Genomic DNA, 13,412 nt, shown 5'->3' with positions numbered 1-13,412 from the left:
TGACCGCGAAACCTGCCGACACCACCCTCAGCCGAGCACCTCACGAAGCCGGACCGCGAACTCCTCCGGCTTGCCCGCGTACCCGAACTCCCCACCGATGAACCCACCGTGGTGACTGGGGAACACCACAGCCTCCTGCCCGAGCAGGCGTGCCGTGTGGACGGCCGTGCGCGCGGTGAACGCGTCGCCCGTCTCCTCGCCCACGGCGATCACGATGCGGGCGGGCGCGGCCACGAGGTCCTGCACCCGCGGGTAGTAGTCGGTGATCGCGAGCGACGCGGTGCCGAGCAGCGGGTCGTCGCGCTTGCCGTCGTCCTCGGACGGCATCCCGAACTGCGCCGGGTCCGGCACCGGCTGCTCGAAGTACTCGTCGGTGTACTCGCCCTGGTGCGAGCTCATGTGCATGAACGCCGCCATGCCCGCACCCCAGCCCTTGGTCTGGTAGGTGTCCATGAACGCGTCACGGGCCTTGCGGGCCGCGGCCGCGTCGGGCAGCACGTCGATGATCGGCGGTTCGTGCGCCACGAGCGTGAGCACGTCGCCGGGGTAGGCGGCCACGAGTTCGAGGGCCGTGACCGCGCCGCCGCTCGACGCGAACAGGTCGACCGGGCCGCCCACGGCCTGGATCACCGCGTGCACGTCGGCGGCCTGGATCTCGGGCGTGTTGTCGGTGCGGCCGTCCGACCGCGTGCTTCTGCCTATGCCGCGCGGGTCGTAGGTGATCACCTTGCGGTCGGGGAACTGCGCGCGCAGGGCCGTGAAGCCGCTGGCGTCCATGGGCTGGCCGATCATCATCAACGGGCGGCCCTCGCCGCTCACGTCGTACGCGATGGCGGCGTCGCCGGTGTCCAGAACGTGGGAATTCATGGGTTTCTCCCCAGTGGAGTCGGGTCTGAGCAGCCTAGTCACAAACGTGAACCACGGCGGCCCGACAAACCGATCGACCTGCGTGTTTCCTGCTGATATCAAGGCCTGCATGACGCGAACAGCAGTGGTGACCGGCGGCGGCACGGGCATCGGCAGGGCGGTGGCGGCCCGGCTCGTGGGACAGGGTCTGGACGTGGTGATCACGGGGCGCCGGGAGGACGTCCTGAAGGCGGCGGCCGAGGAGATCGGCGCGCGGGCGGTGGCGTTCGACGCGACCGATCCGGAGGCGGTGCAGGAGGCGCTGAACGATCTGCCGTCCCAAGTGGACGTTCTGGTGAACAACGCGGGTGGCAACGTGGCCCGGCGTCGTCCGGCGCCGGAGAACCTGGCGGACGTGCGGGATCTCTGGGTCGCGAGCTACGAGACGAACGTGGTGAGCGCGGTGCTCGTCACGACCGCGCTGGAGCCGCGCCTGGCCGACAACGCCCGCGTGGTGACGCTCGGGTCGATCGCGGGACGGCGGGGGTCCGGTTCCTACGGCGCTGCCAAGGCGGCGGTCGAGGCGTGGACGGCGGACCTCGCGTTCACGTTGGGAGGCAGGGGGATCACGGTCAACGTGGTGTCGCCGGGCGTCACCGACGACACGGAGTTCTTCGGCGGCACCCTGAGCGAGGAGAGGCGCAAGGTGCTCGTCGGCACCACGGCGAACGGGCGTTCCGGCACCCCGGCGGACGTCGCCGCGACCATCGCGTTCCTGGCCTCGCCCGAGGCGGGGCACATCACCGCGCAGGTCATCGGTGTGAACGGCGGAGCCGGGCTCGGACGCTGAACCCGATCACCGCCACCAGCACGACGACGAGCGCTACCCACGAGAACTCCGCGAGGTAGTGCTCGGCGGCCTCTCCGACGAAGTAGACGGCCGCCGTCGTGCCGCCGGCCCACGCGATGCCGCCAGCCGCGTTGGCCAGCAGGAACTTCCCGTAGTGCATGCCCATCGTGGCGGCGAGCGGCCCGGACAGGATCCGCAGCAGCGCCACGAACCGGCCGAAGAAGACCGCCCAGGCGCCGTACTTCTCGAACAGCGCCTGGGCGCGGCCCACCTTGTCCTGGCTGAAGTGGCGGGGGAACTTCTCACCAGCCCAGCCGAAGATCCGCGGCCCGAACCGCTTGCCCAGCGCGTAGCCGGCGCTGTCGCCGATGATCGCTCCCGCGGACGCCGCGATGCCGACCCACAGCGGTGAGACGCCGTCGTGGTGCGAGGCCATGAGCGCCGCCGCGACGAGCACGACCTCGCCCGGCAGCGGGATCCCCATGCTCTCGACGCCGACCACCAGGCCTACGACGACGTAGACCAGGAGTGGTGGAACGGCGTGGAGCCACTCGGTCAGCACAGTGGCGATCTTCCTCCAAGTGGATGGGATCGGCCACGAGACACGGTCGTCTCGGTAGTGTGATCGATCATCGGGCTGGTCATCCGGGCGAGGGGGCGGTTGTGGCGAGCCAGTTCGGCTCACTGCTGCGTCAGTGGCGGCAACGGGCCGGCTTGAGCCAGGAAGCGCTCGCTCATCGCGCTGCCGTGGGCATTCGCACGGTGCGTGGGCTGGAGACCGGCGAACGGACCGATCCGCGCATGGGCACCGTGCGCGCGTTGGCCGACGCTCTGGAACTCACCGGGGCCGAGCGCTCGTCGTTGTTCTCCGCCGCGGGGCGCGATGAACCCGTTGTCGCCGAGACCGTCCGTTTCGACCCGTTGCACGAGGCCGTCGAGACCCTGAAGGTCGCGATCGAGGCCCGGTGGCGGCGCGAGGAGGAGCAGCGGCAGGTCCACGACCCGGTGCCGTTGCCCGTGCGGTGGGAGGCGGCGCCCGCGGAGCTGACCGACAGCACGCTCAACATCGGGGGCGAGGCCGCGCTCGACGGGCGGCTGGACCAGGTCGTGGAGGTGTACCGCAGGGTCGGGTCGCGGCGGCTGGTCGTGCTCGGGCGCGCAGGGGCCGGCAAGACGGTCCTGACCACGCGGTTCGTGCTGGACCTGCTCGGCGCGCACGACCCGGCCGATCCCGTGCCGGTGATCTTCGGCCTGGGAGCGTGGCATCCGGGGCGCGTCGGACTGCGCGACTGGCTCGCTGAACAGCTGGTGCGCGACCACCCGTTCCTCGCGGCGCCGGGGCCCAGCGGCGGGACGCTGGCGGCGGCGCTGGTCGACTCGCAGCGGGTGCTGCCCGTGCTGGACGGCTTCGACGAGATCGCGGCCGGGCTGCACCGGCCGGCGCTCAACGCGTTGAACACCACCACTCTGCCGTTGCTGCTCACGAGCCGTGTGGACGAGTACCGCGACGCGGTCGAGGGCACGGACGTGCTGACGTCGGCCGCCGCGGTCGTGCTCGCCGACCTGACGTGCGACGACCTGGCGGACTACCTGCCGCGCACCACCCGCAAGACCGGGCCGGGCGGCAACGTCTGGAAGCCCGTGCTGGACGAGGTGCGCCTGGGCGGCCCGCTCGCCGACGTGCTGAAGACGCCGCTGATGGTGGCGCTCGCCCGGCGGATCTACAGCGACACCCCCGACCACGATCCGGTCGCGCTGCTGTCGCTGGGGCCCGACGAGATCGAGCGACACCTGCTCAGCAGCTTCATACCAGCTGTATACAGGTCGGACACCGAACGCGTACAGCCGTGGTTGGAGCATCTCGCGGACCATCTGACCAGGCTCGGGACGCACGACGTGGCGTGGTGGCGGTTCGGCACGTCGTCCGTCGTGACGGGGGCGGCCGTGGGCGTTGCGGTCGGGTTCGCCGACTTCGTGCTGGAGACCGCGCTGGTCGGTGCGCTGACCGCCAGGGGACTGCTGTTCGCGGTGATGATCGGCCTGGTCACCGGGCTGCTGTTCGGGCTGGCGCACCGATTCGTGGTGCACAGGACACCGCTCGAACCGGTGCGGACCCGGCTGCGGCTGCGAGGCCGTGCCGATCGGCGGGTGTGGTCGCGGGGACTGATCGGGCTGGCGTTCGGCGGTGCGGTCGGGGCTGCGTACGGCCTGGTGCGCGCGCTGGCGTTCTGGTGGGCCACACCCGGCGCCGTGATGACGGCGGGCGTGGCGGTCGACGTCGGCGTGTTCGGCCTGGTGTTCGGGCTCGGCGCCGGCCTCGTGTTCGCCGTGGTCGCCGCGCTGGAGGCACCGCTGGACGTGCGGTCGGCGGGCAGCCCCGACGGCCTGCTGGAGACGAACCGGCGCGCGGTGCTCGGCCTCGTCGGGGTGATGGTGCCGGTGTTCGCGGTGTTCGTCATGGGAGCCACCGGCGTCGTCGCGAGCGGCCTGACCGCGCTGCGGTTCGAGGTGCTGTGGAGCCCGACGACGGCACTGGCGCTCGGTCTCGTCGGCGGCATCGGGGGAGGCGTGGCGTACGTGCTGAGCCTGACCGCGTGGGGACAGTGGGTGGTGTTCGCGCGCGTCTGGCTGCCGCTGACCGGACGGCTGCCGTGGGCCCTGCCGGCGTTCCTCGACGACGCGTACCGGCGCGGCGTGCTGCGGCGGGCGGGCGCGGTCTACCAGTTCCGGCACGCCCGCCTGCAGGAGCACCTGGCCCGTTCGCGCTGATCAGACCGACCGGCCACAAGTGGCCGGTCGTCTGGCCTGTCCCTCACCCGGCCCCGCTGTGATCGTTCGGCGGGGACGAGGGAGGGGATTCCAGGGGTGTCAGGCATCAACTGGGAGGCGTACAGCCATGAAGAGCTCCACCGCATGCTGTGGCAGGACGCCGACGTAGCGGACGTGAGCACGGTCGCCGACGAGTGGACGCGCCACCGCGCCGCACTGGCCGCGCACGCCGAGGTGCTGCGGGAGCAGCGGGCGGCGTTGCTGGACGGGTGGAGCGGGGCCGCGGCGGAGGAGGCGGCGGCGCGACTGGGGGCGCTGGCGGAGCGGGTCGAGAGGATCAGCGGGTTCGCGGAGGCGGGGCGGCAGGCGGCGCAGGAGTCGGCGGACGCGCTGGCCGCGGCCCGTGCGGCGATGCCGCCGCCACCGGGGGTGGCGGCGAGGACTACGACGGCGGCGTTCGCGGGGGTGCCGACGGGGGCTGGGGTACCGACGGGAGCGTTGGCGGGGGTGCCGGCGGCGACGATGGCGGGGGTATCGGGGGACCCGGCGGCGGCGTTGGCTGGCGTGTCGGCGGCGACGATGGCGGGGGTATCGGGGGACCCGGCGGCGGCGTTGGCAGGAGTGCCGGCCGCGACGAGAGCGGTGGTGCCGGGAGACCGGGCGGCGTTGGCAGGGGACCCGACGGCGACGATGGCTGCGTTGGTGGGGGAGCCGGCGACGCCTCGCCCGCTCGGCTTGCCGAACGCGCCTGCGCCGGTGGCGTTGCCGAGCACGCCGTCGCCATTTGCCTTGCCCACCGCGCCTGCGACGTTCAGCCTGCCCACCGCGCCTGCGACGTTCAGCCTGCCCACCGCGCCTGCGACGTTCAGCCTGCCTGCCGGGCCTGCGCCGTTCGCGTTGCCTACCGCGCCTGCGACGTTCAGCCTGCCCACTGCGCCGGCGCCGTTCGCGTTGCCTACCGCGCCCGCGCCGTTCACGCTGCCGTCCGCCCCGGCGTCGTTCGCGCTGCCCAGCGCGCCGACCATGCCCGCGGGCACCACCGGGTTCTACTTCTACTTCGGTGCCGCCACCGCCGACGACCAGAAGGCCCAGGCGGTCCGGGCCATGCAGACCTACGAGTCCAGCCTCAACGGCAGCGGCCGCCTCGTCGACGACGCCCGCGGCACCGTTCCGCAGGCCGCCGCCACACCCCGCCCCGCCGCGACACCCGTGCACACACCCAGCTCGGGCGGCGTCCCGTGGCAACAGCTCGTCGGCGGTTCCACGACCGCACCCAGGTCCGCAAGCCCCGCGACCCCGGTCGCCCAGCAGCTCACCCCAGGCATGCGCGCCAGCGTGATCCCGATCCAACCCGGCGGGATCGCCGCCACCGGCGTCCTCACCGCCGATGCCCGCCCATCCGCCCAGAACAACGCGATGGGCGCACCCCCGGCGGCTGGGGCGCGCAAGGACGAGGACCAGCAGCACGAGAACCAGATGCCGACGCTCGACCACGACCTGTTCGCGGTGACCGAGCGGGTGTCTCCGGCCGTGATCGGGGAGGAGCAGTGAACGGCTACGAGGTCGCGCCCGACCAACTCGGCGACAGGGTGCGGACGTTGACGAGGCTGGCCGAGCTGACCGCTGATCTGGTGGCGACGGCGGGCAGGCTGGCCGAGCGGCAGCCGTTGCTCGGGACGGCGCCGCCCGCCCAGGACCTCTCACGCACGCTCAGGCAGGCGGCATCTGGGCTCGGGAACGAGGTGGGGGCGGCCGAACGCGAGGTGCGGGAGTTCCGGCAGGTGCTCGCGGAGATCAAGGCCACCTACACCGAGACCGACGTCGAGCAGGCGCGGAGGGCGGCGCTGTGATCGCCTTCGACCTGGTCGAGATGGACCTGCTCGCCACGCACGCCGGGGTGCGCTGGCCGTTCCCGTTGCGGGTGCCGTCGTTCGGCAGGCTGGCGGACGAACGCGCGGGCCTCCTCGCCGAGGCGGGGCACGGGCTGGCGGCGCGTGGGCTGGCGGCGTCGCACGGGCCGATCGGCATGGCCGCCGCACTCGTTACCGCGCTGCACGAGCACACCGCCGTCGTCGACCTCGTCGTGCCGGGCACGGGGGCGGTGGCGCTGGTTCACGGCGGCGACGCGCTCGTGTGCACGCAGACCGGGAGCACGGTCCGGGTGGCGCACGTCGAGGCCGAGACAGTGGGCGACGAGCTCGTGGAACTCGTGCCCAGGCTCAAACCCGCGCAGCACATGCCGATCACGCTGCCGCCCGGCGCCGGACTCGACCTGGAGGTCACCGGGCAGGGCCAGGCGGGTGTGGTCAGGGGCGGGCAACGAACAGAAGTGTCCTGGTTGGACAGTGCGGCGGGACGGGTCAGGGTCGACGTCGGCGCGGACGGCTGGGTGAGCGTCAACCCGATGCGGCACCACGACCTGGTCCGCGTCATCGGTGAGCTCGCCGCCGTCGCGCGAGCCTAGGCAGAGGGGGAGAAGTGGATCCAGCACAGTGGCTGGCGGACTACCAGGAACGACTGGAGCGCGTCGCGTACAGCGCGCGGTCGGCGAGCGCGAGTCTCGCGGAGGTGGGCGCCACGGCGACATCGCCGCGTGGCGAGGTGACCGTGACGGTCAACGCGGGTGGCGTGCTCGGCGACGTCGCGCTGACGCCGGCGGCGCGCAAGCTCGACGTCGACACCTTGGCGGTGCTGATCGTCAGCACGGCGCGGGAGGCGCAACGGCTGGCGAGCGCGCGGATGACCGAGGTGATGGCCGACTACCTCGGCGAGAGCGACGCGCTGCACCAGATCACGAGGCACCTGCCGGAGGCCGTTCGATGAGCTTCACCGCCGATCACGAGCAGTTGCGCGGTCACGCCAAGAGCCTGACCGGGTACGCCGACCGGCTGGCCGGCATCCGGCCGCCCGATCGGCTCGGCCAGGAGTCGCTCGGCTCGTTCGCCGAGTTCCTCACCACGGGGCTGAGCGGGCCGATGGCGGAGACGACGGGTGCGTTCGCGCAGCTGTCGTCCACAATGGACAAGGTTGGCGAGGGCATGCGCAGGACCGCCGAGAACTACCAGCGCACCGACGAGCGCAACGCAGAGGACATCACGGGAGCAGGCCGATGACCGCCGCGCTGCTCGACGAACTGCGCGCCACCACGAACGCCATCACCAACGGCGAGTGGCTGTCGCAGGACCTGGCGCAGACCCCGAAGGCACCGCTGAGCGAGCTCGGCTCGAACGGGAAACCGTTGCAGGCACTGGACAGCGCGGGCGTCGGCTTCCTCACGCCGATGATCTCGTTCCTGGAAGAGCCGCTGGGGCAGCTCAAGGGCGATCCGGACGGCGTCCAGAAGGGCGCGGGCGAGTTCGAGGACGCGGGCAGGGCCGCGACCGCGATGGCCGGCGAGTACGGCGCCAAGGCCGGCAGCGAGACCAGCGGCTGGACCGGCGACAGCGCGGCCGAGTACGCCAAGACCGGCAAGGAACTCGTCGACGGTGTGCTGTCCGTCGCCGAGACCGCGCTGACCAACGCCAGCGCGCTGATCAAGGCGGGTGAGGTGGTCGCGCAGGTCGTCGCCGAGGTCACGCGGCTGATCACCGAGGCCGTGGGCAGGATCGTGCCGATCATGACCCAGGCGATCGCCGCGGCGGCCGCGACTTTCGGGCAGAGCATCGCCGCGGCGATCCCGCAGTGCGTGCAGATCGCCGTCGAGTGCGGGGGTCAGATCGCCGCGAAGCTCGGCGAACTGCTGGCCAGCGGCGAGGACCTGATCAAGCTCGTCGAGGGCGCGTCCGCCGTGCTGAAGATCGTGAAGCAGACGATGTCGGTGATCGGCGACAAGGCGGAGGGAGGGGCCGCGGAACTGCCGACCGCCTCGGCTCGCGCGGACACGAGCCGAGACGGGCAGCTGACGACCGCCTAGCTGGTCAGGATCGCCCTGGCCAGTGCCGCGGTCTCGGACGGCGTCTTGCCGACCTTGATCCCGACGGCCTCCATGGCCAGCTTCTTGGCCTCCGCCGTGCCCGAGGACCCCGAGACGATGGCGCCCGCGTGGCCCATCGTCTTGCCCTCGGGCGCGGTGAAGCCGGCGACGTAGCCGACCAACGGCTTGGACACGTTGTCCCGCACGAACTCCGCCGCCCGTTCCTCCGCGTCACCACCGATCTCACCGATCATCACGATCAGCTCGGTCTCCGGGTCGGCCTCGAACGCCGCGATGGCGTCGATGTGCGTGGTGCCGACGATCGGGTCGCCGCCGATGCCGACGCACGTGGTGAAGCCGAAGTCCTTCAGCTCGTGCATCAGCTGGTAGGTCAGCGTTCCCGACTTCGACACCAGTCCGATCGAGCCCGGTTTGGTGATGTCCGCGGGGATGATGCCCGCGTTGGACTTGCCGGGACTGATGATGCCGGGGCAGTTCGGCCCGATGATCCGGGTGGAACGGCCCTGCGCGTGGGCCCAGAACCGCGCCGTGTCGTGGACCGGGACGCCCTCGGTGATCACCACGGCCAGGCCGATCTCCGCGTCGATCGCCTCGATCACCGCGTCACCGGTGAAGGCGGGCGGGACGAAGAGCACCGACACGTTCGCTCCGGTCTCCGCCATCGCCTGGGCGACCGTGCCGAACACCGGCAGCGTCATGTCGTCGAAGGCGACGGACGTGCCGGCCTTGCGCGCGTTCACACCGCCGACGACCTGCGTGCCGGCCGCGAGCATCCGGCGGGTGTGCTTGACACCCTCCGAGCCCGTCATGCCCTGCACGATCACGCGGCTGTGCTCGTCGAGGAAGATCGCCATCAGGACTCCTTGCCAGCGAGAGCGGCGGCACGGCCCGCCGCGTCGTCCATCGTGTGCGCCACGGTGATCAGCGGGTGTCGTGCCTCGTCGAGGATCCGGTGGCCCGCGTCGGCGCTGTTGCCGTCGAGCCGGACGACCAGCGGCTTGTCGGCGCGGTCGCCCAGGATCCCCAGGGCCTGCACGATTCCGTTGGCCACCGCGTCGCACGCGGTGATGCCGCCGAACACGTTCACGAACACGCTGCGGACCGACGGGTCCGACAGGATGACGTCGAGGCCGTCGGCCATGACCTGGGCCGAGGCGCCACCGCCGATGTCGAGGAAGTTCGCGGGCGCGGCACCGGCCAGCGCCACGACGTCCAATGTGGACATGACGAGGCCGGCGCCGTTGCCGATGACACCGACGGTGCCGTCGAGCTTGACGTAGTTCAGCCCCTTCTCGGCGGCCCGCACCTCCAGCGGGTCGCCCGAAGCGTCGTCCGTTGGTCGAGAGTGCCGGAACGACGCGTTGTCGTCCAGCGTCACCTTGCCGTCCAACGCGACGATCCGACCGTCTTTGGTGCGTGCCAACGGGTTCACCTCGACCAGCGTCGCGTCCTCGGAGACGAAGACCTTCCACAGGGCGGAAGCGACCTCGTTGACCTCGGCGGCGATCTCCGGCGGGAACACCGCTGATGCGTCGAAGGACGAAGCCGGCATCCGGGTGATGGAGTCCGCCATCTCCTCGATCTCCATGCCGCCGGTGGCTGACGCCATGCCGATGAACGTCCTGTTGGCACGGTCGAGCAGGAACGACAGGTAGTACTCCTCCGCGATCTCGCTCGCCTCGGTGACCAGCACCCTGTGCACGGTGTGGCCCTTGATGTCCATCCCCAGGATGGCGGTGGCCGCGGTGAGAGCTTCGTCGGGCGACGAAGCGAGTTTGATGCCGCCGGCCTTGCCGCGCCCGCCTGTCTTCACCTGAGCCTTCACGACGACCGTGCCGCCGAGCTTCGTGGCTGCCTCGCGCGCGGACTCAGGAGTGTCCGCCACGAAACCACGCGGAACGGGCACCCCGTACCGCTCGAAGAGGTCCCGCGCCTCGTGTTCGAAAAGATCCACCGTCTACGTCCTCTCGCCGAAAACTTGCGGCCATCTATGGACATCCGGTTGGTAGCGGAGTAACGATATGCCTACCTCATACGGTATGCAATCTACAGTCGAAGCGCCAAAGGGGAGCTGATCGCCGATGACGAGTTCCGCGGAGCCGGAGTCGATTTCTGGAGGCCACCTGGTGGCCAAGGCGCTCAAAGCCGAGGGCGTCGACACCATCTTCACGCTGTGCGGCGGGCACATCATCGACATCTACGACGGCTGCGTGGACGAGGGCATCGCCGTCATCGACGTCCGGCACGAGCAGGTCGCGGCGCACGCGGCCGACGGTTACGCCCGCATCACCGGCAAGCCCGGCTGCGCCGTCGTCACGGCGGGCCCCGGCACCACCGACGCCGTCACCGGTGTCGCCAACGCGTTCCGCGCGGAGAGCCCGATGCTGCTGATCGGCGGCCAGGGTGCGCTGAGCCAGCACAAGATGGGCTCACTGCAGGACCTCCCGCACGTCGACATGATGACGCCGATCACGAAGTTCGCGGCGAACGTCCCGCACACCGCCCGCATCGCGGACATGGTGTCGATGGCGTTCCGCGAGGCGAACGCCGGCGCGCCGGGCCCGTCGTTCCTCGAAATCCCGCGCGACGTGCTCGACGCCAAGGTGCCGGTGAGCACCGCGCGAGTACCGGAGGCGGGCCACTACCGCGCCTCCACTCGCGCCCTCGGTGACCCGGCGGACATCGAGAAGCTCGCGGACCTGCTCGTCAACGCCCGCAAGCCCGCGATCCTGCTCGGTAGCCAGGTGTGGACGACGCGGGCCACGGACTCCGCGATCGACCTCGTCCGCACCCTCAACATCCCGGCCTACATGAACGGCGCGGGGCGCGGCACCCTCCCGCCCGGCGACTCGCACCACTTCCAGCTGTCGCGCCGCTACGCCTTCGACAACGCCGACGTGATCGTGATCGTCGGCACCCCGTTCGACTTCCGGATGGGCTACGGGCGCAGGCTCTCCGCGAACGCGACGGTCGTCCAGATCGACCTCGACTACCGCACGGTCGGCAAGAACCGCGACGTCGACCTCGGCATCGTCGGTGACGCCGACCTGGTCCTGTCCGCCGTCACGCAGGCCGCCTCCGGCCGCGAGGACAACGGCGCAATGGGCCGCAAGGTGTGGCTGGAGGAGCTGCAGGCGGTCGAGGAGAAGGCCCGGCAGAAGCGCCTGGAGCACCTGCGTTCCGAGGACATGCCGATCCACCCGTACCGCCTGGTGAGCGAGATCAACGACTTCCTCACCGAGGACTCGATCTACATCGGCGACGGTGGCGACGTGGTCACGTTCTCCGGCCAGGTCGTGCAGCCGAAGTCACCGGGCCACTGGATGGACCCCGGTCCACTCGGGACGCTCGGCGTCGGCGTCCCGTTCGTGCTGGCCGCGAAACTGGCCAGGCCGGACAAGGAGGTCGTGGCCCTGTTCGGCGACGGCGCGTTCTCCCTCACCGGCTGGGACTTCGAGACGCTGGTCCGCTACAACCTGCCGTTCGTCGGCATCGTCGGCAACAACTCCTCGATGAACCAGATCCGCTACGGCCAGGCGGCCAAGTACGGGCTGGAGCGCGAACGCGTCGGCAACACGCTCGGCGACGTCCGCTACGACCAGTTCGCCAAGATGCTCGGCGGCTACGGCGAGGAAGTGCGCGATCCCAAGGACATCGGGCCTGCGTTGCAACGCGCCCGCGAGTCCGGCAAGCCCTCGCTGATCAACGTGTGGATCGACCCCGACGTGTACGCGCCCGGAACCATGAACCAGACGATGTACAAGTAGGTGAGCTGAGATGGCCAAGGCCCTGGAGGGCGTCAAAGTCCTCGACATGACGCACGTGCAGTCCGGACCGTCGTCGACCCAGCTGCTCGCCTGGCTGGGTGCGGACGTCATCAAGCTGGAGACCCCCGGCAAGGGCGACATCACGCGCGGTCAGCTGCGTGATCTGCCCAAAGTGGACAGTCTCTACTTCACGATGCTCAACTGCAACAAGCGGAGCATCACCCTCAACATGAAGTCTCCCGAGGGCAAGGAGGTCTTCGAGAAACTGATCGGAGACGTCGACGTCCTCGTCGAGAACTTCGGCCCCGGTGTCGTCGAACGCTTCGGCTACCCGTGGGAGAAGCTGCAGGAGCTCAACAGCAGGCTCGTCTACGCGTCGATCAAGGGCTTCGGGCCCGGCCGCTACGCCGACTTCAAGGCGTACGAGGTGATCGCGCAGGCGATGGGCGGCTCGATGAGCACCACCGGGTTCGAGGAGGGTCCGCCGCTCGCCACCGGCGCGCAGATCGGCGACTCCGGTACCGGAATCCACCTGGTGGCCGCGATCCTGGCCGCGCTGTACCAACGGACCAACACCGGGCGCGGGCAGCGCGTCCAGGTCGCGATGCAGGACGCCGTCCTGAACCTGTGCCGGGTGAAGCTGCGCGATCAGCAACGCCTCACCCACGGGCCGCTGGGGGAGTACCCGAACGAGCAGTTCGGGGACGAGGTGCCCCGTTCCGGCAACGCATCCGGTGGTGGCCAGCCCGGCTGGGCGGTGCGCTGTGCCCCCGGCGGCCCCAACGACTACATCTACGTGATCATCCAGCCCGTCGGCTGGGCGCCGCTGACCGAGCTGATCGGCAGGCCCGAACTGGCCGAGGACCCGGCCTGGGCCACGCCAGAGGTGCGGCTCTCCAAGCTGGACAAGGCGTTCGCGCTGATCGAGGAGTGGACGGAGAAGCACACCAAGTGGGAGGTGATGGACAAGCTCAACGCCCACAACATCCCGTGCGGACCCATCCTGTCCACCAAGGAGATCATCGAGGACGAGACGCTGGCCGCGCTCGGCACCGTGGTCGAGGTCGAGCACCCCGAGCGCGGCACGTTCAAGACGGTCGGCAACCCCCTCAAGCTCTCCGACTCGCAGGTCGAGGTGCAGCGGCCGCCGCTGCTCGGTGAGCACAACGACGAGGTTCTCGGAGCACTCGGCTACAGCGCGGACCGCCTCGCGGGACTGCGTGCCGCCGGCGTCATCTAATCCTTT

14 protein-coding genes are annotated in these 13,412 nt (G+C 70.8%); 10 read left to right on the top strand and 4 right to left on the bottom strand.

Going from position 1 to position 13,412, the window contains the following annotated elements:
• Window positions 1-27: 27 nt before the first annotated feature.
• A complete protein-coding gene (locus tag ACFWN2_RS21300) occupies window positions 28-867 on the bottom strand; it encodes an alpha/beta fold hydrolase (RefSeq protein WP_382429740.1) in 840 nt (279 codons plus the stop codon).
• Window positions 868-976: 109 nt separating this feature from the next.
• Here ACFWN2_RS21300 and ACFWN2_RS21295 point away from each other — a divergent pair, with 109 nt between their 5' ends.
• Window positions 977-1,696: an SDR family NAD(P)-dependent oxidoreductase gene (locus tag ACFWN2_RS21295; protein ID WP_382429738.1), complete on the top strand. Its 720-nt coding sequence runs from the start codon at window positions 977-979 to the stop codon at window positions 1,694-1,696.
• On the opposite strand, the gene ACFWN2_RS21290 is transcribed toward ACFWN2_RS21295, so the two are convergent.
• The gene (locus ACFWN2_RS21290; RefSeq protein ID WP_382429736.1) at window positions 1,659-2,258 is read right to left on the bottom strand and encodes a DedA family protein; all 600 of its coding nucleotides are present in this window, start codon (window positions 2,256-2,258) and stop codon (window positions 1,659-1,661) included. The genes ACFWN2_RS21295 and ACFWN2_RS21290 overlap by 38 nt on opposite strands.
• 101 nt (window positions 2,259-2,359) lie before the next feature.
• Between ACFWN2_RS21290 and ACFWN2_RS21285 the strand changes: the two genes are divergently transcribed.
• The 7 genes from ACFWN2_RS21285 to ACFWN2_RS21255 all read left to right on the top strand — a co-directional run bounded on the left by ACFWN2_RS21285 (window position 2,360) and on the right by ACFWN2_RS21255 (window position 8,378).
• Entirely contained in the window at window positions 2,360-4,465 is a 2,106-nt protein-coding gene (locus ACFWN2_RS21285) for a helix-turn-helix domain-containing protein (protein ID WP_382429734.1), read from the top strand.
• 96 nt (window positions 4,466-4,561) lie between these two features.
• On the top strand, window positions 4,562-6,016 hold the full coding sequence (locus tag ACFWN2_RS21280) for a hypothetical protein (protein ID WP_382429732.1): 1,455 nt from the start codon (window positions 4,562-4,564) through the stop codon (window positions 6,014-6,016).
• Window positions 6,013-6,315, top strand: a complete 303-nt coding sequence (locus ACFWN2_RS21275) for a hypothetical protein (RefSeq protein ID WP_382429730.1) — start codon at window positions 6,013-6,015, stop codon at window positions 6,313-6,315. Before ACFWN2_RS21280 ends, ACFWN2_RS21275 begins: the two co-directional genes overlap by 4 nt.
• Window positions 6,312-6,929 (top strand): ESX secretion-associated protein EspG, encoded by a 618-nt coding sequence (locus ACFWN2_RS21270; RefSeq protein ID WP_382429728.1) that lies wholly within the window; start codon window positions 6,312-6,314, stop codon window positions 6,927-6,929. The genes ACFWN2_RS21275 and ACFWN2_RS21270 overlap by 4 nt, the downstream gene beginning before the upstream one ends.
• Window positions 6,930-6,943: 14 nt before the next feature.
• Window positions 6,944-7,288, top strand: a complete 345-nt coding sequence (locus ACFWN2_RS21265; RefSeq protein WP_382429726.1) for a YbaB/EbfC family nucleoid-associated protein — start codon at window positions 6,944-6,946, stop codon at window positions 7,286-7,288.
• Entirely contained in the window at window positions 7,285-7,578 is a 294-nt protein-coding gene (locus ACFWN2_RS21260) for a type VII secretion target (RefSeq protein WP_382429724.1), read from the top strand. Before ACFWN2_RS21265 ends, ACFWN2_RS21260 begins: the two co-directional genes overlap by 4 nt.
• Complete coding sequence (locus ACFWN2_RS21255) at window positions 7,575-8,378, top strand: hypothetical protein (RefSeq protein WP_382429722.1); 804 nt, start codon at window positions 7,575-7,577, stop codon at window positions 8,376-8,378. The genes ACFWN2_RS21260 and ACFWN2_RS21255 overlap by 4 nt, the downstream gene beginning before the upstream one ends.
• On the opposite strand, the gene sucD is transcribed toward ACFWN2_RS21255, so the two are convergent.
• A complete protein-coding gene (gene sucD / locus ACFWN2_RS21250; RefSeq protein ID WP_382429720.1) occupies window positions 8,375-9,253 on the bottom strand; it encodes a succinate--CoA ligase subunit alpha in 879 nt (292 codons plus the stop codon). The genes ACFWN2_RS21255 and sucD overlap by 4 nt on opposite strands.
• Entirely contained in the window at window positions 9,253-10,353 is a 1,101-nt protein-coding gene (gene sucC, locus ACFWN2_RS21245) for an ADP-forming succinate--CoA ligase subunit beta (RefSeq protein ID WP_382429718.1), read from the bottom strand. Before sucC ends, sucD begins: the two co-directional genes overlap by 1 nt.
• Window positions 10,354-10,480: 127 nt before the next feature.
• Between sucC and ACFWN2_RS21240 the strand changes: the two genes are divergently transcribed.
• Both ACFWN2_RS21240 and frc read left to right on the top strand, forming a co-directional pair.
• Complete coding sequence (locus ACFWN2_RS21240; protein ID WP_382429716.1) at window positions 10,481-12,166, top strand: thiamine pyrophosphate-binding protein; 1,686 nt, start codon at window positions 10,481-10,483, stop codon at window positions 12,164-12,166.
• Between the two features lie 10 nt (window positions 12,167-12,176).
• Entirely contained in the window at window positions 12,177-13,406 is a 1,230-nt protein-coding gene (gene frc / locus ACFWN2_RS21235; protein WP_382429714.1) for a formyl-CoA transferase, read from the top strand.
• Window positions 13,407-13,412 lie beyond the last annotated feature (6 nt).

It is taken from the genome of Lentzea sp. NPDC058436 (assembly GCF_042721515.1).
Classification (GTDB): Bacteria; Actinomycetota; Actinomycetes; order Mycobacteriales; family Pseudonocardiaceae; genus Lentzea.
Note: the sequence above shows the minus strand (reverse complement) of the source record. Positions and strands in the feature narration are given on the sequence as shown.